At 40.3% G+C, this 24,323-nt stretch carries 18 protein-coding genes and 1 pseudogene; 16 read left to right on the top strand and 3 right to left on the bottom strand.

Annotation, left to right across the window (positions count from 1 at the left end; all coding sequences use genetic code 11):
* Window positions 1-98: 98 nt before the first annotated feature.
* The 13 genes and pseudogenes from ACWPOD_RS21715 (at window position 99) to ACWPOD_RS21655 (ending at window position 11,252) form a co-directional block, all read left to right on the top strand.
* On the top strand, window positions 99-818 hold the full coding sequence (locus tag ACWPOD_RS21715; protein WP_456232226.1) for a hypothetical protein: 720 nt from the start codon (window positions 99-101) through the stop codon (window positions 816-818).
* Between the two features lie 156 nt (window positions 819-974).
* Window positions 975-1,586: a DsbA family protein gene (locus ACWPOD_RS21710; protein ID WP_456232225.1), complete on the top strand. Its 612-nt coding sequence runs from the start codon at window positions 975-977 to the stop codon at window positions 1,584-1,586.
* A 1,258-nt stretch (window positions 1,587-2,844) separates the two neighbouring features.
* Entirely contained in the window at window positions 2,845-3,261 is a 417-nt protein-coding gene (locus tag ACWPOD_RS21705; RefSeq protein ID WP_456232228.1) for a GNAT family N-acetyltransferase, read from the top strand.
* A gap of 146 nt (window positions 3,262-3,407) precedes the next feature.
* The gene (locus tag ACWPOD_RS21700; protein WP_456232224.1) at window positions 3,408-3,848 is read left to right on the top strand and encodes a hypothetical protein; all 441 of its coding nucleotides are present in this window, start codon (window positions 3,408-3,410) and stop codon (window positions 3,846-3,848) included.
* A gap of 140 nt (window positions 3,849-3,988) precedes the next feature.
* The gene (locus ACWPOD_RS21695; protein WP_182035228.1) at window positions 3,989-4,432 is read left to right on the top strand and encodes a DUF7832 domain-containing protein; all 444 of its coding nucleotides are present in this window, start codon (window positions 3,989-3,991) and stop codon (window positions 4,430-4,432) included.
* Window positions 4,433-4,575: 143 nt separating this feature from the next.
* A complete protein-coding gene (locus tag ACWPOD_RS21690; protein WP_456232223.1) occupies window positions 4,576-5,088 on the top strand; it encodes a GNAT family N-acetyltransferase in 513 nt (170 codons plus the stop codon).
* Window positions 5,089-5,257: 169 nt separating this feature from the next.
* Window positions 5,258-5,650 (top strand): hypothetical protein, encoded by a 393-nt coding sequence (locus tag ACWPOD_RS21685; RefSeq protein ID WP_031850676.1) that lies wholly within the window; start codon window positions 5,258-5,260, stop codon window positions 5,648-5,650.
* Window positions 5,651-5,810: 160 nt separating this feature from the next.
* A complete protein-coding gene (locus tag ACWPOD_RS21680) occupies window positions 5,811-6,206 on the top strand; it encodes an ACT domain-containing protein (protein WP_064355029.1) in 396 nt (131 codons plus the stop codon).
* A 217-nt stretch (window positions 6,207-6,423) separates the two neighbouring features.
* Window positions 6,424-7,350 carry a hypothetical protein gene (locus tag ACWPOD_RS21675; RefSeq protein WP_104969566.1) on the top strand — a complete coding sequence of 309 codons (927 nt, stop codon included), beginning with the start codon at window positions 6,424-6,426 and terminating at the stop codon, window positions 7,348-7,350.
* Window positions 7,351-7,498: 148 nt separating this feature from the next.
* A complete protein-coding gene (locus ACWPOD_RS21670; protein WP_140060841.1) occupies window positions 7,499-8,056 on the top strand; it encodes a hypothetical protein in 558 nt (185 codons plus the stop codon).
* A gap of 618 nt (window positions 8,057-8,674) precedes the next feature.
* Window positions 8,675-9,349, top strand: a complete 675-nt coding sequence (locus ACWPOD_RS21665; protein WP_456232222.1) for a hypothetical protein — start codon at window positions 8,675-8,677, stop codon at window positions 9,347-9,349.
* Window positions 9,350-9,493: 144 nt separating this feature from the next.
* Entirely contained in the window at window positions 9,494-10,120 is a 627-nt protein-coding gene (locus tag ACWPOD_RS21660) for a hypothetical protein (protein ID WP_456232221.1), read from the top strand.
* A gap of 653 nt (window positions 10,121-10,773) precedes the next feature.
* Window positions 10,774-11,252, top strand: a pseudogene (locus ACWPOD_RS21655) (DUF1456 family protein).
* A 739-nt stretch (window positions 11,253-11,991) separates the two neighbouring features.
* On the opposite strand, the gene ACWPOD_RS21650 reads toward ACWPOD_RS21655, so the two are convergent.
* From ACWPOD_RS21650 to ACWPOD_RS21640, 3 genes are all read right to left on the bottom strand, one after another.
* Window positions 11,992-13,413, bottom strand: a complete 1,422-nt coding sequence (locus ACWPOD_RS21650; RefSeq protein ID WP_438046231.1) for an AAA family ATPase — start codon at window positions 13,411-13,413, stop codon at window positions 11,992-11,994.
* Window positions 13,414-14,586: a DUF262 domain-containing protein gene (locus tag ACWPOD_RS21645; RefSeq protein ID WP_456232220.1), complete on the bottom strand. Its 1,173-nt coding sequence runs from the start codon at window positions 14,584-14,586 to the stop codon at window positions 13,414-13,416.
* Between the two features lie 326 nt (window positions 14,587-14,912).
* Window positions 14,913-16,121 carry a winged helix-turn-helix domain-containing protein gene (locus ACWPOD_RS21640; RefSeq protein WP_456232219.1) on the bottom strand — a complete coding sequence of 403 codons (1,209 nt, stop codon included), beginning with the start codon at window positions 16,119-16,121 and terminating at the stop codon, window positions 14,913-14,915.
* 93 nt (window positions 16,122-16,214) lie between these two features.
* On the opposite strand from ACWPOD_RS21640, the gene ACWPOD_RS21635 reads away from it, so the two are divergent.
* The 3 genes from ACWPOD_RS21635 (at window position 16,215) to ACWPOD_RS21625 (ending at window position 24,311) form a co-directional block, all read left to right on the top strand.
* Window positions 16,215-17,048: a hypothetical protein gene (locus tag ACWPOD_RS21635; protein WP_456232218.1), complete on the top strand. Its 834-nt coding sequence runs from the start codon at window positions 16,215-16,217 to the stop codon at window positions 17,046-17,048.
* Window positions 17,049-17,119: 71 nt separating this feature from the next.
* Window positions 17,120-19,501: a hypothetical protein gene (locus tag ACWPOD_RS21630; RefSeq protein ID WP_456232217.1), complete on the top strand. Its 2,382-nt coding sequence runs from the start codon at window positions 17,120-17,122 to the stop codon at window positions 19,499-19,501.
* Window positions 19,502-19,610: 109 nt separating this feature from the next.
* Window positions 19,611-24,311: a DUF3320 domain-containing protein gene (locus ACWPOD_RS21625; protein WP_444492969.1), complete on the top strand. Its 4,701-nt coding sequence runs from the start codon at window positions 19,611-19,613 to the stop codon at window positions 24,309-24,311.
* Window positions 24,312-24,323: the final 12 nt, after the last annotated feature.

Below are 24,323 nucleotides of genomic sequence, written 5' to 3'. Positions count from 1 at the left end.
TATGCGTTGAATTTAGTGATTAAGGTGGTATGCGGCGACATCGGTATTGCGTTGCTCACCCCTTAGCAGGGCGTTAAGCGACAAGCGGTGGAATAGGTATGTTTAGTAATAAATTTCTCGATAAAGATCGCTCAGTTCAAGAGCGTTGGTTTCGTTTGAAGTTCAGCAGTCGCTTTGGTTTAAAGATCCGGTACTTGTTTAGGCTTCGCCTACATTACAAATTGAATCGAGAATTTAAGGTCAAAGATAAGGCAATAAACGACGCAATTGACATAACCGTACGTGAATATCGAAAAATTGACGAAAGCTTGTTTCCTGCGACTAAGCAGTTTTTGAATATTGCTTTGTTTTTCTTGCTTGCCGAAAGAGACATTCAAGCTTTAAAAGCGGATGCTTTCTCTCATCCTAATGAAACCAAAAGAAATATTGCTCTCAGAACTCTAATTCTTACTATATACGAGTGGGACATGGGGAAAGTTACTGGGCGTAAAATGCACTTTATTTATGAAGCAACTGGGCTATCAGAAACATCGAAGTCTCAAGTTGTAAGTGCACTAAAAGAGCTAAAGAAAGCACGTAAAGTTATCGAATCGCAGTTTTCTGAAACACGCCACAACACTATTGCTCATAGAGAGAAAGAAGCAATCAAACAATACGAAATTATCTCGGAACTTGATGTTATGAAGTTTTCGGAAGCATTAACTCAGTTCTATAAAGCTTCCGATGCGCTATTGACATCAATGGTTGTAGCAATGTTGGAAATTGGCTCACCTAAGAATTTGCTACATCAAGCGATAAGCTCCAAGAAAGTCGCTTAACAAACAATTTAAGAGTGATTCAGCACGCTTGGCACTTTTGGTTTGTGTCTGGTTTAGTGATTACGGCGTCCAGTTTGAGTGTTGTGGTAGCGTGCTTCACACCTTAATTGGGCGTTATGTGTCAGAGATGTTCCCACTAAAATGGAGAGTAATGCTATGCGATTTATATATGTCATGGATCCTATGTGTGCTTGGTGTTTTGCCTTTCAACCTGAGTTGGAACAATTCTTGGCACAACATCCTACGGCAGAGGTTGACTGGATAATGGGTGGTCTAGCTCCTGATAATGATGAGCCTATGGATGATAATCTGAAGCAAACAATTTCTTCTTATTGGTATCAAATTGAGAAGGTATCTCACGTAACTTTTAATCATAGTTACTGGGAGTTGAACATACCTTATCGTTCAACATATCAAGCTTGTAGGGCAGTAATATCAGCTGAGAACATGGTAGAAAGTAGCTCTGGGAACATGGTAAAGGCTATCCAATCAGCTTATTACTTTGAAGCTAAAAATCCGTCGTTGAATCAAACATTGATTGACTGCGCTAAGTCGCTCAATTTAAGTGAAAGCCAGTTTGCACTAAAATTGAAATCGAAAGAAATAGAGCAGCAGTTTCAGGATCATTTACATATAGCAGGTCGTTTACAAGTAAGTGGTTTCCCGGCTCTTTTCTATGTCTCAGAAAGTAATCAGGCTTATCCTTTAGCACTTGGATATTGCAAGTCAGAGGAGCTTTCTAAGCGATTTACCCAAGTAAACACATAACAAAGCGTTCAAGAGGGACAGTCAACGCGTGGCGAATTTGGCTCAAATCTTGGTATTTGTGTTTATGGTGGTAAATTTAAGTTTGGTGGTAGCGCGTTGCTGCCCCTTAACGCGGCGTTAGTTGCCAACGAGGAAAAATGTACCTAAATCAGGGTGTTTAGGGCTAATGTCCATGTGTTTTTGGCTAGGTTTTCGTATTTCAATTTCTAGTTATTTGGGGGTTGTGAAAATCGAGATTTGGTTCCTTGTGCGGTGTGAGTTTTCTGTTTCAGACGCTGATTAGCTTGTTGAAAGTCAGCTCGGTTAAATTATCAGTCCAAAAGGGCTTTTTGGTGTTGTTAGTCCGTTTTATACGGCGTTGTATGTTCCAAGTGGTTTCAGTGACAGGCGCTTTGAAACTACGCCTGATTTGAGTGTTTCAGAACACTAGAAATAGGTGTTGGCAAAGTTTCAATAAACTTCAAGTCACCGCCTTAGGCTTGGCAACTAACAAACTGTTCAAGAGGGATTCGCAACGCGTGGCATTTTTGCTATGCGTTGATTTTAGTGTTTAAGGTGGCATGCGGTGGCTTCGGTAATGCGTTGCTCACCCCTTAATAGAGCGTTAGTCGCCAGAAAAAGCTAGCAATCAAAATCATGTTTCTAAGCTCAATATTTGGCAACTGTTTGTCCGGTTCACAGGTTCATCGACGTTGGTCCAAACTCATTTTCAGCTGTTTTAAGTCCAAGTTTGCAATTGTCCTAGCGTTTTTTGTTCTTTGGTGCTGACAGAGCAGGGCAATTGAGAGTCTGTTTTTGGTCGCAACTCCGCTCGGTGAGTTTGTTGGGTACAAAAGCCGATTTACTCGCTGAAAAGACGTTTTCTCTGGTGTGGTAAGTTCCACGTGGTTCCAGTGACTTTGTTGAAAGTCCGCACTGTGAGATTGGTTTTCCAAAAGCGCTTGTTGGTGTTGTCAGTCCGTTTTCGACGGCGTTGTTGGTTCCAAGTGGTTTCATTGAATAGCCGCTTTGAGACTACGCCTGACTCAAATACATCAAAGCACATAAAGTTTGTTGTTCGCAAAGTTTAGTTCGGCTTAAAATTGTCGCTCGGTGCCTCGCGACTAACAAACTGCTCAAGAGGGATTCGCAACGCGTGGCATTTTTACTATGCGTAGAATTTGGTGATTAAGGTGGTCTGCGGCTGCTTAGGTATTGCGTTGCTCACCCCTTAGCAGGGCGTTATGTGCTTAGAGGAAAATCGGTAGTGATAAGAGAAATGCATATCTCAGATTACTCGCAAGTAATCTGCTTGTGGTCAACAACAGAAGCGATGTTGCTACGAGATGCAGATTCAAAGGAAAACATAGGTAAGTACCTAAAACGCAATCCAAACCTTAGCTTCGTCGCATTGGATGGTGACAATATTGTTGGTGCTATTCTAGTTGGGACTGATGGGCGTCGAGGTTATGTGCAGCATCTGGCTGTTGATTCAACTTTTCGAGGTAAAGGCGTTGGTGCAAAGCTCATATCGTCAGCAGTGGAAGCGCTATCGAAAGTAGGCATAGCCAAAACACATCTATTTGTCGCAAATGAAAACATTAATGCGCAGTCTTTCTACGAAAAATTAGGTTGGTTTCCTCGCGACGAAGTTCGTATGTTTTCTTTCAATTCCTCTAACAGTGGCAACGTTTAGTACGCACATAACAAACTGTTCAAGAGTGACTCGCAACGCGTGGCATTTTCACTATGCGTTGCGTTTAGTGTTTAAGGTGGTATGCGGCGGCTTAGGTATTGCGTTGCTCACACCTTAACAGGGCGTTAGCTTTCACGGAGATTCGCGTGACAATCATATCTATTTCGCAAGATGTACCTTTAGCGAACTACAATTTGGCGTTGTTTTTAGCATCAACTTTCTCTGCTGTATTCTTTGTATTTTTGGTTTTAAGTAAAAAGTACTCAGTAACGAAAAGCTCAATCTATACGTCACTATTGTTTACTGTTTTTTATTATGCTGCGTACTCACAAGTAGATAAATTCTATCAGTTATCTTTGAATGGTAACTACATTGAGTTGAAATATGCACCTCCTAGCAAAGACAAGCTCATTCTAAAAACTGAGGTTAAGTCTGTAACCTTCGGAGTACCTAGTAAAACAGGACGCAATTGCTACATTGCACTGAATCTGCTATCAGGTGAAAAGTACAAGAGTGCATCAATTGTAGCTAAAGTCGAGTACTGTAAGAATGTTAGGGCAGAGCTTCAAAAACAATTGACGCTATAAAGCTAACAAAGCATTTAAGAGGGATTCACAACGCTTGGCAGTTTTGGTTTGAATCAGCTTTAGTGTTTACGGCACAATATCTTAGGTTGGGTGGTGGCGTTGTTCACCCCTTAATGCGGCGTTATATGCAGGGAGAGGAAATGAAATACGATGATGCAAGTTGGCACTACAGTGGCGACTTTCCTGTGAGCTCTCCGATAGAATTTGGGGCAACTCATATTGCTCTTATTATGAAGTGGTGCTTTCAGAAAGGGTGGGCTGGTGAAGTTCACACTGGAGATGATAACTCAAATAATGCTCTGCAAAAGGTAATCTCTGGTGAGCTTCCAGCTACAGAGTATTTCATGCGTTGGTGTGATGGTAAGCTAACTGATGAAGACTTTACAGAAGAGGGAAATAGTTTTCTCCATAGCTACTATGGTGAAGAAACGGATTTGTACACATCAGACTATGTTGAACATTTCGGTGAGTTAATGTACGTGAAAGGTGAAAATGAGCATGACTACCTAAAGTTCTCAGAAGTAATTGAAAAACGGTATCGAGCCTACCTCAGCAAACCAAAGCCGTGGTGGAAGTGGTGGTAAAGCATATAACAAACTGTTTAAGAGTGATTCGCAACGCTTGGCATTTTTGCTATGCGTTGGTTTTAGTGATTAGGGTGGTGTGCGGAGGCTTTTGTACTGCGTTGCTCACACCTTAACAGGGCGTTATGTGAATGGAGTCAACCTTGAAAATATCAGTTGTCAAAAGTGGTCAGGTTGGGGCTTACGAAGCTGAACTTAATGCTCATCTAAACTCCGTTTTTGGCCAAGATTCCATGTTCATTTTCAATCGTGAGCTCGTCTGTGCAATTCTCATTGAAGACGATAATCAGATTATCGCTACTGGTTTTGCTTATAGTCGTTTAATGAAGCAGGGCTCAATAAGCTTCAAAGGGGGCATAATTGGTGGTATTGCCATTACACCAAGTAAGCGAGGTTTGGGCTTAGCTAAAGTCATCGTGAAAGAACTCGATCGATGCTTAGTGTCTTTTGGGGTAACTCATTCTTTTCTCTTCGCTTATGAGCCAGATGTTTATCGAAGCTCAGGGTATTCGGAGTTAGTTTTGCCTATCCATTACTTCGACGTGCAGCAGAAAAATTGGAATCAGTTTGTCTACCGTGGAGGTATGGTTAAGTCTTATAATGACAGTCATGCTTTAAGCGATCAAGTCATTGAATTTAATGGTTGTGTGTATTGAACACTCTGAAAAAATTCACATAACAAAGCGTTCAAGAGGGATTTGGCACGCGTGGCATTTTTAGTATGCGTTGAGTTCAGTGTTTATGGCGCAATGCGGTAGCTTTTGTATTGCGTGCCGGCACCCCTTAACGCGGCGTTAGGCAAATATTGGTGAGGTGATAATTGAAATGAGTTTAGAAAAAGCACTTATTAAAAATTTATTTACAGATGTTCTTATGGCGCCAGAGTTAGATGTTGCATTAATTGAGCAGTACGTCGACCCATCTTATATACAAAAAGTGGATGGAGTGGAGTTGGATTATGATAGCTTTGTAAATCATATAGAGGCACAGAAGAAAGTTATTAGTACATTAGATGTTAACTTTCTTACTTTGGTTCAAGAGGGCAATGTTCTTTTCAGTAATCATGTAGTAACAGCCCACAAAAAAGATGGCTCGATTATAAAAGTCAAAGTTATAGCCCAGTTCACGATACATAATAATCGTTTAGTCTTGTGTGATGAATTAACAAGGTTAATTGAGGGCGGTGATGAAGATCATGATATTGGGTCAAGGCATTAAATCACTTTGACTATTTGCCTAACAAGCTGTTCAAGAGTGATTCGCAACGCGTGGCATTTTTACTATGCGTTGGTTTTAGTGTTTAAGGTGGTATGCGGCAGCTTTTGTATTGCGTTGCTCACACCTTAACAGAGCGTTAGCAATATAAGAGGAAACCAATATGTCAGGGATTACGGATTTAGACGAACTGCTACGTTCGATGAGTCCCAAATTAGTAGAAACTGAGTTTGTATTTTGTACTGTTTCAGGTCAGCTTGCAGACTACGTTCAGTTAAATCCAGTCGCTACGTTCGCTGAATCTGAGGGCTTAACTTTAGTTCTTGAAAAGTCAGTCGCAGAGAAAGCTGCTTTGTCGTTTGATGGTACGTATAGCCAAATCACTTTGACGGTTCACTCTAGCTTGGAAGCTGTCGGTCTTACAGCAGCAGTTGCGAGTAAGCTCACGTCAAAGGGCATTAGTGCTAATGTAATTGCAGCTTATTATCACGACCATATTTTCGTTCAAAGTAGCAAGGCTGAAGCGGCAGTTTTAGCGTTAGAAGAGTTCAGTGTTTAAGGCTGAGTCATATTGCTAACAAACTGTTCAAGAGGGATTCGCAACGCGTGGCATTTTTACTATGCGTTGGTTTTAGTGTTTAAGGCGGTATGCGGCTGCATCGGTATGGCGTTGCTCACCCCTTAACAGGGCGTTATACGTAATCGCAAGTCTCAATAATTGTTATTTTTAATTCAACAAGTTGCTTATTGGTGGTAAGTTCTAATAACTTTAGTTTATGAGTGATGTTGTGATGGGCAACTATAGTATTACTTATGCGATTTATAACCCTAAATGGACTTACGGGATAGACGAAAGGCTCTTAAAAATAGGAGCTTCTGAAGTTACACCTGAAGAATACGAACAATACATGCATGGTTCCATCTTTTGCCCCAAGTGCTTTACTCCTTTATCTAGAAACCCTTCGAAAAAGAACGTGTCTAAAAATGCTAAAACAGCACACTTCCGACACCTCCCAAGCTTTAAGCACATTCCATGCGCGTATCACACTACTCAGCAAGATGGCTTTAACTATGTCAATGACGAATTGACAAGTGAGACAGAGGAAGATGGTCAGTTCAAACGCGTTAAAGAATGGGCAAAACTACCTCCTGAAGAGTATATGAAAGGTGATAAAAAAATCACTTATAATGGCATTAATCACGACCCAGAAGGTGAAATAACCGAAGAGGCGATCCCTCGCCACAATGGAAATAAGGTAAAGGTAGGTTCAAACATAGAAACAGTGCAATATATTTGCTGGAACTTAGACTCTTTGTTGAATGTCGGTTTTTCTTTGCCAGGCAAACAAGTTACCTTGCCGTTAAAGGACTTGCTGTACAATACGCAAATGTTGCGCAGAGATATCAGCGAGGAGCCGCAGCTCTTTTACGGTAAAATGAAAGGTTTTCACTACCAAACCTTTAGTAATCGTACAAAAATACAATGTCATGGTAGCAAGTTCATGTACATCTATACAAAAAATGAACTTGATGAACGTCGAAGTTTTGGTGCTGATAGTATAGGGCGTTACGTAATGTTTTTCGGTTCAGTTAAATGGGACGAAAGCAAAAAACCATATGTAATGTTAGATGAATGGGGCTCCTATGCTGTTGTACCGAGAAAGTTAGAGCCTTATCTAGAGAAAGTAACAAGCCACGTATAAAGATTACGTATAACAAACTGTTTAAGAGTGATTCGCAACGCGTGGCATTTTTACTATGCGTTGCGTTTAGTGTTTAAGGTGGTATGCGGCAGCATCGGTATTGCGTTGCTCACACCTTAACAGGGCGTTAAGCTTCAATGAGAAAACTATGGATTACGAAGAAGTAAAAAAGCAAGGAATCGAGAGTTTTCTTGCCGACGAAGAACTTAATAAAGCCGATAAAATTGAACGTTTTGTTGAGTTAAATGAATTGTTTGGACCACAAGGTGACAAGCTGTTAACCGGTGGTATGCAATCACAACTTGCGTTGCATGAAGTAGCTAATAGTTATGTCAATGGAAACTACATGGCAGTTGTGCTCCTTGCTCAAGCGTTTATCGAGCACTCTCTATCTGGCGAATTCATAATGCGAGGTCAAAACGCGATTGCAGAGTCGTCATTTAAAAAGATTATCGATAACTCACTGAGCGAGAGCATTATAGGTGAAGAGCTTTACGTTTCACTGGAAGTACTAAGGAAAATTAGAAATCCGTATGTGCACGCTAAAGCGGGCATCAAATCAGGCTCCCTTATAAAAAAGATGATCGATGGGCGCTTTGAGTCAGCTGAACTTTTGGCCAAGTCTGATGCACTAGAATCACTGTCTATCCTTAAAGCCTTTATGGAACAAAAAGTAGTTATGTGGTTCCCTGAAGATGAAGCTTAACAAAGCGTTTAAGGCAGATTCGCAACGCGTGGCATTTTTGGTTTTATTCAGCTTAAGTGTTTATGGCACAATAGGTTAGGTTCAGTGGTAGCGTTGCTCACTACTTAACGCGGCGTTAGTTGCCAACGAGAAAAACGCGGCTAAAACAAAATATTTAGAGCTAAGGTCTGTGTTTTTGGCTAAATTTTCGTATTTCAATTTCTAGTCATTTGGGTTTGTGAAATCGAGCGTTGGTTTCTTTTGTGGTTGGATTTTCTATTTCAGCAACCGATTTATATGTTGAAAGTTAGCTGTGTAACATTGTCTGACCAAAGGAGCTTTTTGGTGTTGTTAGCCCGTTTTCTACGGCGTTGTGTGTTCCAAGTGGTTTCAGTTACAGGCGCTTTGAAACTGCGCCTGATTTGAGCTTCTTAAAACACGTAAAGCTAGTGTTGGCAAAGCGGCAATTAACTCCAAACCCAAGCCTTGGTTTTGGCAACTAACAAAGCATTCAAGAGGGATTCACAACGCTTGGCAGTTTTGGTTTGAATCAGCTTTAGTGCTTACGGCACAATAGCTTAGGTTGGGTGGTGGCGTTGTTCACCCCTTAATGCGGCGTTAGGCATATCGGGACAGTACATGAGTTACAGTGAAGAACAATTAGGAAAACTTTATAAGTTGCGAAGCTCATATGACACGCAGCTACAAAAGATCCAAGAAAATTTTCTAGTCTTATCTGCGAAAATGGATGGTGGTCTATATGATCATACTGTTTACGGTATTTGTCGTAGAGTCAGCACGTTAAGGTTCTGTCTCAACTTCTTTTTTGATGCCTTATCTCCAGAAACAGATGTATTAGAAAATGACGTGTTACCCCAAGGAAATGTGCATTTACATGCCTTTCTGGTTAATTGTTCGGGGGTTAGTGATAATATTGCTTGGTTTCTCGCATACCACCACAAAGTGGATGAAATTGAAGATCTAGATAAATTTAAGTTCAATATTGGTATATTTGGTAAAAAGAAATTTAAGAAATATATCACTGACAACCTATCTGAAAAAATTACAGAGTTTCAAGATTGGCATGAGCACATCAAAGCTTTTAGAGACCCAACAGCTCACAGAATACCTCCATATTTAATCCCTTATGTCATTGATACAGAGAGAAACCTTATTGACTGCACCCCTAAATATATTCATGAATTTAGTAAAAGTGTACCAGTTTTGCTACATGCGCAGGTTATCGCAGATATTGGTGCAGTAATAGGGTTACTCGAAGCACTGTTTAACGATGTGTTGGACTCATATGCCTAACAAACTGTTTAAGAGTGATTCGCAACGCGTGGCATTTTTACCATGCGTTGGTTTTAGTGGTTAAGGTGGTATGCGGAAGCTTCGGTATTGCGTTGCTCACACCTTAACAGGGCGTTATGTATATCGAGAGGTTCTACATCAGTAATGAATAAAAAAATCATTTCGGCATTGAAATACACGGCCGTATTCTTGTTAGGTTTCCTTACCAATTTTAGTGGTTTTTTGGATAACATCACTAGTATTCCTAACTCCTATAAGGAATTTAAAAAAGTGTATTTCTATAATTCCGATCTATTTAAAGGTAAATGGTCAAATAACACCGAGTACCTCTTGGGTGGGGGAGAGTTAGGCTTAGATTTTTCGCAACCTCTCATTACAATGGAACTTGACGTTAATGAGTTTGGTGAAATTAACGGTGGGATTCTAAATAAGCGGGCGTGTGATGCGATGCCTATGACTTGGGATATTTCAATAGAAAGCCCTGAACCTGGGCTAAGCACCATTCTGTTTGACCGTCGTTTTTATATCAAACAGTTAAGAGACGATAAGATGCAAGTCGTTGCGGAGTTTAAACTTTCAGAAGCGGATGAGCGGAAAAAAGTTATAACGTTTGAACGAGTTGAAGATCGTTGGAACATCCTCCCAGAAACTATCCGACTAGCTAAAAACTTGCCGGCATATGAGCGTGATTCTAAAGAACTAAGTGAATACTGTGACGGTTCGCTCCAAAGACTAAGAGATAAAGTTAGGCAAAGTAATGTGTCGTCATGATATACATAACAAAGCATTTAAGAGGGATTCTCGGTTTTACTATAAGGCACTGTTTTATAAGTTATTTTTTCTTGATGCCACCCCCTGGGGGAACATTGAGGGGAACTGCGGAAAATAACTCTTAATTGTGATTTAAATCACTATTTTTGCTTATTTTTGTTTCGGCTCTTCACCGAATAGCCTCTCAGAGCAAAATGTGCTTAAGAGGAGCAATTCAAGTTTGTGGAACTAATCTCAGGCTTCGAGATACTTTTTAAGATAGCGCCCAAGCTTTTTAAAGCGGTAGCTCTTGCCCCATTTCGTGCTGGCAACAAGTAAGAAACCCTTACCAGTTGCTTTCCAACTCAAAGCAATTCTTTAGTTGTTGCGTCCGCTGTAACGAGCCTATGCCCCATTCCTTGCCATTAACGTTCAACCTCACAAGTTACAGTGAGGTGGTTTGACCTACTTCTTCTAATCAGCATAGTGTCTATGAAAGTGGGGTCTTACCAACTTAGCCAACTAGGCCGTCTTATTTCCATTTTTTAACCTACCGAAGAAACGTGTTCTCTGTTAGAGTCACCGTCAACTACGCTATTGAAAAAAGACACCCGCAGATCGCATGTGATTGATGGATTTTTATTCACCCTTAGAACTCATTTTAGGAATCCCTAGTGACTAACAACGAAATTTTACGTCGTATCCAACACGCGTTAAACCTTAAAAACGCACAGATAATGAAAGCTTTCGGGCAGGCCGAAGTCACTGTGGCTCACGATAAAGTGGCAAACTGGTTAAAAGATGAAAGCGACAAATCTTGCGTTAAGATGAAGGATCAAGAGTTAGCGGTATTCTTAAATGGCTTTATTAACCTCAAGCGAGGAAAAAAGACGGCGAGCAACCTAAGCCAGAAGTCGCGTTGACCAACAACATGATTCTCATGAAGCTGCGCATTGCGCTAGACCTGAAAGCAGAAGATGTGTTGGACGTATTAGAAGTGGTTGGTATTAGTTTAAGTAAATACGAAATTGGTGCGTATTTCCGCAAGCCAAACAACAAAAACTACAAACAGTGTGAAGACCAACTGCTGTGCGACTTCTTAGATGGTGTGCAGTTTATCAATCGTCCCGATTCTGAAGAGTTTTCTGGGTAATTTTTATCTCGAATCGAACGAGGTAATTGATTAAATGTAAAAAAGCGAGGTCCATTTCATTTGGCTACTCGCTTTTGTCATGTTAACGACCAATATTAGAGCTTCACAATCACGTCTACTCTTTGTCTTTCTTCAGTAGATACCTATCAAACCACGCTGAAATCTGGTCGGCTTTTAGAATCAAGACACACCGACCCCTATGACCCGACCAAGATAAACCCAAGCTAAAACCTTAAGCCAGTTAGATCTATTCTTGTTAAGCTATTCCAGACATCTTGTAGTGATTCACTAAAACTGGCCACGTATATAGAGTCTTTCCATACTTTTGGTCATGTGAGCAGGGTCACGGCTGACGCCATTGGTAACACGAATTTGCCCCAAAACCCGTTAGACAGAATACCCTACAAAATCCAGAGGCGTGCATTTCCCCTACTAAATCTAATGTATTCGTGGGCGTTACAAATTTGGACAAAAAGAGTCAATGATGAGTAAGTAATTAACTGCAATCTTCCTGGCGGAGTAAACTGTACTTGCTACTTATTTGATTCCGAAATCAATTCTATCTCTAACCTAATAGATGGTAAGGAAATGCAGTAGTTATCTAATATTAGGGTTTTGAATTGGTAAAGCACCGCTCTAGATGTTAATGGTTACCTCCTTGCTTCGTTTGGACTAAACAAACTCAACATGGGAGGTAATCCAACAATTTAGTTTTTAATAATCATTGTGCCGACCAACGTTAAAGAGATTCAACAAACTCTTTGACTTGCTCTGGGTTATGGTCACACCAATGGCGGCACACTTTGGCAAAAAGAGTAGCCTCATCTATCGGCAATGTTTTCACAAACTCTCTAAAATAGTCGTGAAAATCGACACCTTGTGACGATTCTTTTGCTATATCAACTCGATAACCTGCAACACTAAGTTCTGCTGCAATAGTTTCACTATCTAAACCAACAAAGTAATCGTGTATAAGTTCGTCTGGAGCAAGCTGGGACGGCAAGTATCTATCTACACTACTATTGTTGAGTCTAGCTGCGTACTTTCCTCTGGAGTCTCCGTCGAAAACAGCTCGAAACTTGTAGTCATCTACACTGTCGCAAAAGACATCACAACGCTTGATTAGATCCCCTTCAGAACCAGCAATTTCAAAAGAATAAAGGTCAGATAAATCTCCGAGAACTTCTTTGATTAGGATTAATGCAGCCTCATCTTCTACACTCAATAATCCTTTTTTTGAAGTGGTTTTTTGAAGTCCTAGTTCTAAGATCTCACCAACGGCTTCAAAATCTCTATAAAATCGCTTTTCTTGCCCAGAATCCATCATCAAGTTGATCCGTTCGGGATCTATGAAAGACAGTATATGTTCCGAGTGTGTAGATAGAACAACGCTAACGCCTTTTTCACTTACAAGCCATGCAAGGCAATTCATCAAACGTTTTTGTGTCTTAGGAGGTAAATAGCTTTCTGCTTCCTCAATAAATAGTAACGCATACTCGTCAATGCTCGAGATACGTTCGATTAACCAGAAAAAGTATAGCAATGAGATTTCACCGATACCCATAGTCGAACTTTGGTACGTTACGCCATTCCTTTCTACTTCGAAAATAGGAATTATAGGATGTTCATCATACTCTTGCTCAATGTTCCATACTTTCACAGAATTGTAAATGGTATTAGTCAGGTAGTTAATATTAAGTATTTGTTCATTTGAGTATTTTCTATAGCCTACCTGTTCTAATTGTTCATCAAGATTGTCTTGACTACGAATAAAAGATAAGTAGGTAGGAATATACGAACATGGATCAAACAAATATGGTGTTACCTCTCCCTCTTCCAGTTCAGAGGAGTCGATAGCGACAGACTCCCCATTTCTCATTACCGATACGGTAACTTGAACGTTATTTAAGTCAATAAGAGTGTCAATTTTACACCTGTTACTGTTGTCGTTTATAAGGCTATTATATAGTGAAGCAATTAATGTACTTTTACCGACCCCGTTTTTACCTGCGATGGAGGTTAGGCCTTTCCTCAAGCTTAATATAGAACCCGCTAAAATGTCTCCGTTGTTAACTTTGAACTCGCTGATATGACAGTTGAAGTTTCTCTTACTGCTCTTTCTCCAGTAATCATTAAACTTGGCTTGCTTAAAGTTAATCATCTACAACGGTCTCCAATCTAAGCTCTTCGCTAATACTAGGAGTTCGTCTTCTGATATAAATGCCCTATTTGTTAAATGAGAAAATTGTTCTGTCAATTTTTTAATTCGAGGCTCTTCTATATAGGCATCTGAATAAAGATAGAAAAGCCCATGTAAAACGATGTCTCTTAATATAACGGAGGAAGTATCTGCGACTCTTGACGTTGAACGATCAGTGAATATTTTTAGTGACTGTCTAACTCCGTCACTAGTAGCTCTGAATCTTGGGTTGGAAAATAAATCAAACTCATCGTTATTGCGACTGTGCTCGAAATCGTAAATGAAATTAGCTAGCTTTCTCATCGGTAAGTCTGAGCTTGCTAAACTAATTATAAACAGTATCCATGAGTGAAAACTGGCTTTGTTGAACCTAACGTTAGCACCGCTTTCTTTTAGTGCTATTGAAAAGTTCATCAGTGCATTTTTTAAAATAGTTACACTTTCTTTAGAAAAGCCCTGTTCGGAACGGTATTTATCAGTAATTATAGATGATGTAATCTTCTTTCCTAAAACACCATTCTCCATTGTTATTAAGAGCTTAGCTACGATATCGTCATATGCCATTCTAGAGTTTGTAAAACCAATGGTAGATTTGTCAAAACCCAACTCCTCGGTCATATATAACGCTACTGATTTCACTTGTTGCCTTGACTCTCCAAAGAAAGCATTTCTTTGCTCTGCTGAGGTTAGGCTTGTTGGGTGGTTCAACCGATGGAACAGCTCTCCAGGCTCCCCAATCTTATAGTCGCTAATAGTTAGAAAGCGTATTGTAAACAACTCAATTTTATCTTGATAATGTGGCGGTAAGTCACTCCAGTACAACCTATCCAAAGAGCTTAATTCATCATCTTTCGGTTCTAAAGTACCATTGATTGGAAATTCACCAGCAATAAAGTCCCTGATCGAAACAAGTCGCTGCTGACCATCCAATACCTCAATCTTATTCGTCGAAGGCGAGGAAATAAGGTGAATAGGGGGAATATGCCAGCCTCTCAAAATACTATCTATCAATCGTTGCTTTTTAAGGGTGTTCCAAACCTCACCCCTTTGGAAGTCAGGCTGTAAATCAATAAGACCGCGATTGATACGATTTACAATCGATAATATGTCAGGATCAGATGTTTTAATGTGCATTGTTTTGCCCGATAGTAATGATTTAATTACAGTAACTTATTGATTATGAGATGTATAGAACTGTCATCTTTGTTGACGGAGTTCTTTGGTACAATACATACCATTACAGGTCGCCTCCTAATGCTTTGAAGGAATAAATGTTATACCTCACATAATCCGTCAAATGCTAATTTAGCAAAGTCACTGATACGTTTTTGTCCACTTTCGAGTTAGCGAGGTTAAGCTTGATTGGTCGGACTATAGGTCAGCACAAGCGCTTGTTGCTTGTGCATTCAGAAAAGTGCATTTTTGGTAGGTTATATATATAAACTGAACAAATGCACTTTTTACATAAACAGAAGCTCTTTCACTAACACACTCACTCTTTGCCTAGAGAGTCCCATTTCTCTGGCAATTTGGGATAAGTTGACTCGTCCGTTATCTTCTAACTGCTTACGGTAGAGTTCACGCAAAATTTCTCGGCGCTCCACGTCTGCACCATAGCCTTTCATAGGACCCGACTTCAATGGCTGATATATGCGCTGCGTAGCTTCATACCTCGCTAAAATGCTCAGAATAGCAAACCTCAATTGACCGTTATTGAAATGATTTAATTCTTCAGAAGCTTCCCATCGTGAAGATTCACCCTCCGAGTCATCGAGGCTTTCGATAACCATGAATCCCCAACCTAGAAGAGAATTAAAGCTGGAGAATTGAGTTAAATTATCGGCCTGTTGTAAGCGATGAAAGCTAGTAGGGTAGTTATTTTTAGCATAGAGAATTATCGATTCGGCATATGACTCCCAGTGTTCATCGGTTTGATAACTGAGAACATCAACTACTGCGGGGATGCTATCGTTCACCATGCTGAACAACTTAGCAGCTAGGCCTCTTTGCTTTCCGTTCTTCTTTCTATATGCATTGGAAAAATCTTTTAACTCTGAGTTAGAAGAGTGTCTTCCCGTAAATGATAGAACCTTTCGTACGGCCGAGTTGTACGCTTTTTTGTTGTGAATGGAATGGTGCTCTTTACAATAGTAACTGGATGAAAATGTCCGTTTCCAACAAACAGCACACATAGGCAAACGAGTTTTGTATTGGGACTCAAAAAGATTTAATCGCCCTTGCTCTTGAGCGATTTCAAAAGGTATCCACTTTTTAGTTTGGCTAGTTGCACTCCTTGCTTTTAGCAAAACGCTTTCTAACGAAAAAAGTAAGAACTCTAAATCATCATCTACTTCTATCCTCATCGGTAATTCGAATTCGTAAGCGTATTGGATGTTATTTATAGCTGTGCTTAGTCCACCACAGTAGCGTATTAACTCTTCAACACTTTGTGGCTTCAGGCCTTCGTATTTCCTGCAAAAAGGAATGGTATCTGAAATTAAGCTTGAATAATGGGCTGATAATTGTGGTTGAGAAAATGCTGTTGAAACCAGAATTCCCGAACTCTTGTGACACTTCTTTTTGAGGAGGCTAAGCCCTTTGTGAGATGCACTAGCTTTGAGTTTTTCAAGGTTGGATACTAATTCGGCTTCTAGTTCTTTATATCTCATGTCAACAGGGTTGTGTGGTTTTTTGGTTATTTTTTGTATGGTACAGAGATTTTAAAGTGAAGTCATGTTCAACACACAAGTCGAAAAAACAAAATGAAAAAACAAAATAACAACCAAACAACGGAAGTCAGTGAGCAGACTATAAGTAACTTACTTACTGACGGACATACTGAACAAACTAACTTTACTGATCAAGCTTACTTACTGATGGAAGCATCGTTTGTAGAGAAACTGAAATCGTTGGGATATAGCCCTCAAAAAGGAAAGCCATTCTCAGATTACTACAAAGCAATGAAAGAGGGCGAAAATTCAGGGGACCCAATTGAAAACATGACCCAATTGAATGAAGCGGTCGGCGGTAAGTTCAATAAATCGAGAGCGGCTTATGAAACGTACTGGGAGTTCCACTCTCCAAACCTGCCGTCAGAGCCTATTCCGCAGGCTTTTTCTCAAAAACTAATGGGTTCGATTCAAGTTGATATTAAAAGTATTTGGCGGCAGATACAGGAAGAGATTAACAATGCGCTAGCTGAAAAATCTGCTCAAGACGACGTTGAAAAATCAATGCTATCACTTCAGTTGATAGAAAGTGGTGAACTCATCGATGAGCTGAGGGACCAGTTAGTAGTATTGGAAAGGAAGGCGATTGAGTCTCAAATAAAGATGGATGAATTTTCTGAGACTAAGGCTCAGCTAATGCAACTAGAGCAATGTCAGATAGAAATTGAAAGCTTACGAGACAAAGGTGCTGAAAATCAGAGAGTGATAACGGAGCTTCATGTCATGAATCGACAGCTAAAAAATCAAGCTAATCAACTCATGGAGCAAAACCAGCGGTTACAACAAGAGTATGAGTTCTCAATGGCCGAAAGGTACCGCCTTGAAGGGCGATTAGAGCAGCATCTGTCTGAGCAGACATTTAGTTAAACCAGTATAGGTAAGCAGGTACTCAGTACCTGCTGCAAGAAACAATAAGAATAAGAATAAGAATAAGAATAATGAAACTAGTAGCTAAAAATCATAATTTTGCTCATTTAATCGAGCAAGAAAGACAAACGAAAAGTATCGTTGTTAAGGCATCAGGCAAAATCAATTTCCAATCAGAAACAGCAACGATCGTAACCCCTTTAGATAAAAAAAACCTCCAGAAAGTTTGTGAATATTATCGATATGCAAACTATCGTGTAACCATTGCTATTGATAGTCAAAATTTTCGCAAAGAAGCAGTTAGGGTCTTACAAGAGAATTACTTCGGGTTAGGTTGTTCCGTGTTTGATTTGTCAATATCGGAGTCCCTCCCGAATCCTCAAAATGCAAAGCTTGAGTACTTATGTAAAGCATTTGAGTTAACACGCTCTGGAAACCTTGCTCAATTAGCTGCGAAGATAGCGATCAGAAAAATTCCTTTTGTCGTTTCTTGTGCTGAACAGTGTGCAGCAGCATATATTCAGGATGATAGCTTGAAAGCTCCTTTCATTCGATGTATTGAGCGCAAAATAGAAAGGGTGAAAGAGGCTGTAGAGCGTGATTTTAAAATCAATTCATCTGACAACTATCAGCGAGTAGACAGCTTGAGAGATCTAGAACTCTCTCAACTCTCGTCAACTACAGCAATTATCGCTGCGACAGGAGTGGGTAAAACAAGCTATGTATATACTCCGATTGCTCGTAGCGCTTCGGCAGATAAAAATGTGATTTATATCTCGCATTTGATTTCGTTAGTGGAGCAATTTTGTCTGGAAGCAAGCTGTGCTTCCTATCAAGAGCAAGATCTAATGAAGTTAGGGCAAGCCAACAGCATGGGGAGTGTAATTAATAGCATTTGGAAACCCCATATCTTCGAGAAGATATGCTCATCACATACTTTACTAATCGATGAGTTCGAGAAGGTCTTTAAGACTCTCGTATGTAGCGAGAACAGTCGAACGATGCAAGCAGATAGAGTGTTTGATGCACTAGTTCATATTTTAAAAACAGTACCAAGGGTAATAGTAGCTGACGCTGATCTTACTGATAACTCATTATCCTTTCTCAAGCAGATTCGCGGGGAACTGTCAGTAATTGAGTGCGAAGAAAACCCATATAAAGGCCTTAACGCAACGATCTTGAACAAAAAGGAACTTTTAAATCCGAAGCACGTTCGAGATGTATTAGAACGGGATAAAGTGTTTCTGTTTGACAATCTTCAAACGCTGAAACGATTTGTTGGTGAGCTAGGCTATCAAAATCATCTGGGCTTAGATTGCGAAACGAAAGCTTTAAATGACGGTGTTCTTGTGCTGCATAGTGATAATCGAGATATGCCAGCTCAGAAAGCATTCCTAAAAAATCCGAATCGAGAAGTGACAAAGTACAAAGCTATTATTGCTTCGCCATGCTTAGGTGCTGGCTTTTCTATTATTGAAAACTATAGCAAAACAGTGAATGTCATCTGTGAATCCACTTTGATACCAAGAGAGTTAGTTAATTTCTCGAGGCGATTTCGATGTGCAAAGGAATATAACTTTTTGTGTGGAAATTTGAAAAGCTCTCGTACTACTAACCAATTTATTAGCGACTGTCTTGAAAAACATCACCACTCACATCTCGGGCAACGTTATACAGAAAGGTTGAAATTCGAAAAGCAAAAGCGAGAGCTTAATGAGCATCTAGCTCTATCAATGCGATTTACACTAGAAAAGCTTGGCTTTGAAGCCTCTTGTAAAAACTCTATGCAGCAGCATACTGTCGTTTCCACACACAAAAGGCAGTTTGATGCTGAATTCAAAGCTAGGCAGCAAATTGCAGTCGTGAAAGCAGTTGATATCACACTGACGGAATTTGCCACTAAACAACGTTGCAATGCACTATCGTCAATAGATTTAGCAGAGGTAAGAAAGTTTGAGATCAAAATGGTCTACAACTTAGACAAAATCAAGTTAGAGCATGTGAAGTTTGATGATAACTTCGATCGAGAGCTATTTGCTCACCTGCCGTTTGTGTTAGACAAGCCAAGTCTTCTAAGGCTCGGTATTTACTCTAGACAGAAAAAATACATTGCGAATCTGATTTATCTAGTAGTGTTTGATGGTTATAACTTCGAAGAAGAAAAGTCCAATCACTTCTTATTTAAATCTTCTGTAGCCGACGTATTAAGAAAGATGGATGGTGATGGCTTTGATCTCTATTTCCCACCACACTTTAAATTTCCCAGCTTAGGTAAAGAGGAGCAGACTTACAAAGCCACAAGCTATTTAAAAGCAGTGCTAACTAAGCTTGGGTTTGTGCTTGGAAGATACGGAGGAAAGGAGCAAAAAGCTAGAGTATCGGTGTCACCTCTAGCAAAAGAGTACAAAATATGGTTGCGTAACGCCTCACTGAAGCCTGTTGCTGGCTATTAGTTAAGTGATTAATGTATTTGTTAAATAATCAGTTTTTGAACCATAGTTGTGTATTGCTTAGTCAGTTTCTATACAATACGGTTAACGAAATATAAGGTTTAACAGCAAAATGAACTCGAATCTTAAAGATGTTTTTGATAAAAGCCGTCAAGAACTCCTTGATATGGGGCTTAGAGGAAATACATTACTTAATGTCGGCAAGGGAGCCAAAATTCTAGACATTGTTGACGAAAAGTCCGAGCAAGTGTTTCAACATTTGGTTGAAGACTCAAAGACAATGTCATTTCTTCCAGCTCCTGACTCTCTAGAGAAAGAGGATAGCAATTCGATATCTTTAACTGATTTGACAGCTCATCTTGAAGAAACAAATGGTGATAAAAGGCACGCTGATAACGCTCTGCAAACTCAGTTATTTAGAAAATCACTCGATACTCGCCTACTAAAGCTGAGCACGGAAGCTACGACCTTTGTCCAAGAACAGGGTGTTGATCTACTTTATCTTGCTCTTGGTTTCGTTAAGTGGTTTGAAGACGCTAATTCTGACAAACCGAGACATGCTCCCTTAGTACTTATCCCTGTCGAAATTTTCCGAGCTGATGCGGGTGATGCATATAAAATTCGCTACACAGAATCAGAACTAGGAACAAACCTTACCCTTGCCGCTAAGCTTAAAATGGAGTTCGGTATTGTCTTACCTGATTTTGAAGAAGGAGAAGAGGGTTATGATTTCCAAGGATACTTAAATTCAGTTGCGAATGCTATTTCAGGTGAAAAGCGTTGGTCGGTAGAAAGCAATAAAATAGTATTAAGTTTCTTCTCTTTTGGTAAGTTTCAGATGTATCAGGACTTATCAGATGAAGTGTGGCCCGAAGGTAAAAAACCATCGGAAAATAGCTTAATTAAAAAGCTGTTTACGGAGGGTTTTGAACGTGATGCAACTTTGCTCGATTCAACACCAATGGATGTCAACCGTGTTGAAGAAGTTCAACTGGTTTTAGATTCGGACTCAAGCCAAACAGAAGCCGTATTAGCGGCAAAGTCGGGGGCTAATCTTGTTATTCAAGGTCCTCCTGGTACAGGTAAATCACAAACTATTACAAACATCATCTCTCAGGCTTTAGCTGATAATAAAAAAGTGCTGTTTGTTGCTGAAAAAATGGCGGCGCTTGATGTTGTTAAACGCCGACTAGATAACTGCCATATTGGTGATTCAGTATTAGAGTTACACTCCCACAAAGCGAACAAGAAATCAGTACTTTCTTCATTAGAAAGTACATTGATGCAGTACGCTCCTGTCACTCCAGAGAGAAGTGACGATATTGACCGCTTGGTATCTCTTCGTAATAAGCTGGATGATTACTGTCTGTCGGTGAATGAAAGCATTGCTAAGACCGAAGTGAGTTATCATGATGCTCTAGGTTATAGCTCACAGTTTGAGCGAATCATTACTGACGCTTCAATCGACTTGGATGAACTGCCTAGTACCGACTTTGATTTAAATGTATGGGATAAGAGTTATTACTTATCTGCCCTGGCGAAGATAACTGAGGCTGTTGACTATTTAAGTGAGCACGATGCGCCAAGCCTTAATCTGTTTTCATCAACAACCCTTAAAGATTATTCGCCGTCTGATGACAAGCTGGCTCAAAAGCTCGTCTCTGAATTAGAAGAAACACAGCAAGAAATTATCACCCAGGTTAAAGGCCTTCATACATGCGCTGGTTATGTTTCACCTATCACTAATTACACAGACTGTATCTCGGTTTTAGAGGGGCTTTCTCTTATTGCAGATAGACCTGAGCTTGAAAGCGTTGATGCGAACTCTTCCGCTTGGGAGTCTAAAGGTGATGCGATACTCGAGTTCGCTCTTCAAGGTGCAACCCTACAAGATCAAAAGGCAGAGTTATCTGATTACTTTGTCGATAGCGCTTTAGATTACGATTGGATGCCTGTTCGTGGATCATTGCTGACGACTGGTCACAAATGGTGGCGATTCTTATCAGGTGATTATCGAAGAGCGAAAAGTACTTATGCTGGCATGTGTAAGAATGGACTTGCTGGTGGTGCAAGTGAATGGATTGAAAAAATTGATACCGTATTGGAATATCGCTCGACTCAAAAGCGCTTCATCGATTCTGCACAACTAGCAATAGATACTATCGGTAGCCATTTTAAAAATGAGAGTACTGACTGGATAGCGATCTTAAAACCGCTTCAATGGGTTCACCAGTGCCATTCAGGAATTAAGTCTGGCTCACTCGATGCGAGTGCTGCGCAGTACTTAGACCCTTCAAAGGAAATTGGATTTACCACAACAGAGCTTAACCATGTAAAAGAGTTAATCAGTAAGCGTGAAGGTATGCTGAGCGAATTAGCTTCATTACTTCAGCTAGATCTGACGAACTTTACTGACTGTTGTGACTCTTTATCTATTGATGATGTTGAGTTGTTGGGGAAAGATATTCAAAAGTTTTACCCTCTAACTCGCTTTAACCGCTTAGGAGCTGAGTTAGACCGAATTGGACTTTCAAAATGGAAACAGGAGGCATTTACTTGGGCTAATGTGCCAACACTTTTCCGTGACTGCTTCAAATATACGTTTTATCGCTCACTTGTTGAACATCAGTATGATTCAAGAGATGAAATCCGTTATTTCGATCGAGTTGAGCATGAAAAACAGATTGAGCAGTTTAGCTTCATAGACGGGCGACTGTTCCACTTTGCTCAAGAGTCATTGGTTAAGCAGCTCTACGATAATTTACCCAACCCATCAGCAAGAGGTGAAGTTGAAACTTTAAGACGAGAGTTCAATAAGAAGCGACGTCAAATGCCAATCAGAAGACTGCTTAATAAATCAGGTCGTGTGATCCAGCAGATCAAGCCCGTATTTATGATGAGTCCAATGTCGATAGCGACTTATTTAGAGCCAGGTGTGGTTGATTTCGATTTGGTAATCTTCGATGAAGCCTCACAGGTTAAAGTCGCTGATGCACTTGGGGCTATTATGCGTGGTAAGCAGGTTATCGTGGTTGGTGATACCAAGCAGATGCCGCCAACAAGTTTCTTCGGCAAACAATTAATCTTAGATGATGAAGACGCAGAAGAAAGCCTCACTGCGGATATGGAAAGTATTCTGGGCATGTTCTTAGCGTCAGGTACACCAGAAAAGATGCTTAAATGGCATTACCGTAGCCGTCATGAGTCATTGATTGCAGTGTCTAACCAAGAGTTTTATGACAATAAGCTGATGATTTTCCCTTCGTCGGGCATTAACCCTCATGCGAAAGGTTTGAGTTTTAACTACTTGCCGAATACTACATACGATCGTGGTGGCTCTCGAAGTAACGTGGGAGAGGCGATAGAGGTTGCAGAAGCTGTAATTAAACATGCTAAGACAACGCCAAATCAAACACTAGGTGTTGTTGCATTCAGTACAGCTCAGCGTGATGCAATCCTTCTGGAAGTTGAACGACTAAGAAAAGCGAACCCAGATCTTGAGAACTTCTTTGGAAAGCATGAGGAGGGGGAAGACTTCTTTATTAAAAACCTTGAAAACGTGCAGGGTGACGAGCGTGACACCATATATATCAGTATCGGCTATGGTAAGACGAACGAAGGTCGCTTGCCAATGAGTTTCGGTCCACTAAACAGTGATGGTGGTGAACGAAGACTCAACGTTCTTATCTCACGTGCTCGTATGTGTATGGAAGTATTCAGTAACTTCAAAGGTGATGAGATGCCAACGACTGAGGCATCTCCGTTTGGTGTTCGAGCGCTGAAGAACTTCTTACATTATGCTGAAACAGGTGATCTCGTTAAGCGAGAAGAAACAGGCAAGGCACCTGATTCACCTTTTGAAGAGGACGTGATTTCTTCAATTCGCTCTCTAGGTTATCAAGTTCAACCACAAGTAGGTTGTGCAGGTTTCTATATTGATATTGCAGTGAGAGATCCAAATAAACCTGGTCGCTATATGCTTGCAGTAGAGTGTGATGGCGCGACATACCATAGTTCAAAGAGCGCACGTGATAGAGACCGTATTCGTCAGAGTGTCCTTGAAGGACTTGGTTGGCGCTTCCACCGCATTTGGAGTACTGATTGGTTCCGCAACCGTCATAAAGAAACAGAAAGGCTAAATGATGCTATCAAGTCAGCTATTGCTTATTATGAAGCCTATGATTCAGAGCCTATTGTTGAAGAGACTGTAAAATCAAAGCCAAAAGCGGCGATTGAAAGGGTGGAAGTTGAACATCAGGCATCTGCTGCCGTTTACCAAGTTTTCCCTACAGAACAGTTATACCTTGGGTATGGCGATACGATCCCAGAAGCAAGCACGACTGCCCTAGCAGAGGATATTCTCAAAGTTGTAGAGCTTGAATCTCCAATTCACGTCAAACATCTAACTATTCGTCTTTTGTCTGCGGTGGGTAGCTCACGAAGTGGTGCTCGGATAAATCGATCGATTCTAGATGGTATCGGTTTACTCAATCGGCAAGGTAAAGTTGAATTAGACGGTGAATTCATTATTGCTAAAAGCCAAGGTGAAATTACGATTCGTAATCGAGTTGAACTACCATCAAACGAGCGCAAGTATGATTTGATCTATGATGGTGAAATCGCAAAAGCCGCAATAGAGACTGTTAAGGATACTTTCTCTATATCTAGCGATGACCTAGTTAAGTCGATTACGGAAGTACTCGGTTTTTCTAGCACAAGTAAAGCGATGAAAGATAGAACAGAAACAATACTGTCTGAGCAAGTTCAATTAGGTCATTTGGAAATAAAGGGCGGCACCTACCAAGTTGCTTAGTATGCCTTTAGC

Source organism: Vibrio sp. JZG120 (genome assembly GCF_053890955.1).
The sequence above is the reverse complement of the archived record's forward strand: the minus strand, read 5'-3'. Positions and strand labels throughout refer to the sequence as shown.

Coding starts and splice junctions, on each gene's coding strand:
- ACWPOD_RS21715 (WP_456232226.1), top strand. CDS start 99: ATGTTTAGTAATAAATTTCTCGATAAAGATCGCTCAGTTCAAGAGCGT.
- ACWPOD_RS21710 (WP_456232225.1), top strand. CDS start 975: ATGCGATTTATATATGTCATGGATCCTATGTGTGCTTGGTGTTTTGCC.
- ACWPOD_RS21705 (WP_456232228.1), top strand. CDS start 2,845: ATGCATATCTCAGATTACTCGCAAGTAATCTGCTTGTGGTCAACAACA.
- ACWPOD_RS21695 (WP_182035228.1), top strand. CDS start 3,989: ATGAAATACGATGATGCAAGTTGGCACTACAGTGGCGACTTTCCTGTG.
- ACWPOD_RS21685 (WP_031850676.1), top strand. CDS start 5,258: ATGAGTTTAGAAAAAGCACTTATTAAAAATTTATTTACAGATGTTCTT.
- ACWPOD_RS21680 (WP_064355029.1), top strand. CDS start 5,811: ATGTCAGGGATTACGGATTTAGACGAACTGCTACGTTCGATGAGTCCC.
- ACWPOD_RS21675 (WP_104969566.1), top strand. CDS start 6,424: ATGAGTGATGTTGTGATGGGCAACTATAGTATTACTTATGCGATTTAT.
- ACWPOD_RS21670 (WP_140060841.1), top strand. CDS start 7,499: ATGGATTACGAAGAAGTAAAAAAGCAAGGAATCGAGAGTTTTCTTGCC.
- ACWPOD_RS21665 (WP_456232222.1), top strand. CDS start 8,675: ATGAGTTACAGTGAAGAACAATTAGGAAAACTTTATAAGTTGCGAAGC.
- ACWPOD_RS21660 (WP_456232221.1), top strand. CDS start 9,494: ATGAATAAAAAAATCATTTCGGCATTGAAATACACGGCCGTATTCTTG.
- ACWPOD_RS21650 (WP_438046231.1), bottom strand. CDS start 13,413: ATGATTAACTTTAAGCAAGCCAAGTTTAATGATTACTGGAGAAAGAGC.
- ACWPOD_RS21645 (WP_456232220.1), bottom strand. CDS start 14,586: ATGCACATTAAAACATCTGATCCTGACATATTATCGATTGTAAATCGT.
- ACWPOD_RS21640 (WP_456232219.1), bottom strand. CDS start 16,121: ATGAGATATAAAGAACTAGAAGCCGAATTAGTATCCAACCTTGAAAAA.
- ACWPOD_RS21635 (WP_456232218.1), top strand. CDS start 16,215: ATGAAAAAACAAAATAACAACCAAACAACGGAAGTCAGTGAGCAGACT.
- ACWPOD_RS21630 (WP_456232217.1), top strand. CDS start 17,120: ATGAAACTAGTAGCTAAAAATCATAATTTTGCTCATTTAATCGAGCAA.
- ACWPOD_RS21625 (WP_444492969.1), top strand. CDS start 19,611: ATGAACTCGAATCTTAAAGATGTTTTTGATAAAAGCCGTCAAGAACTC.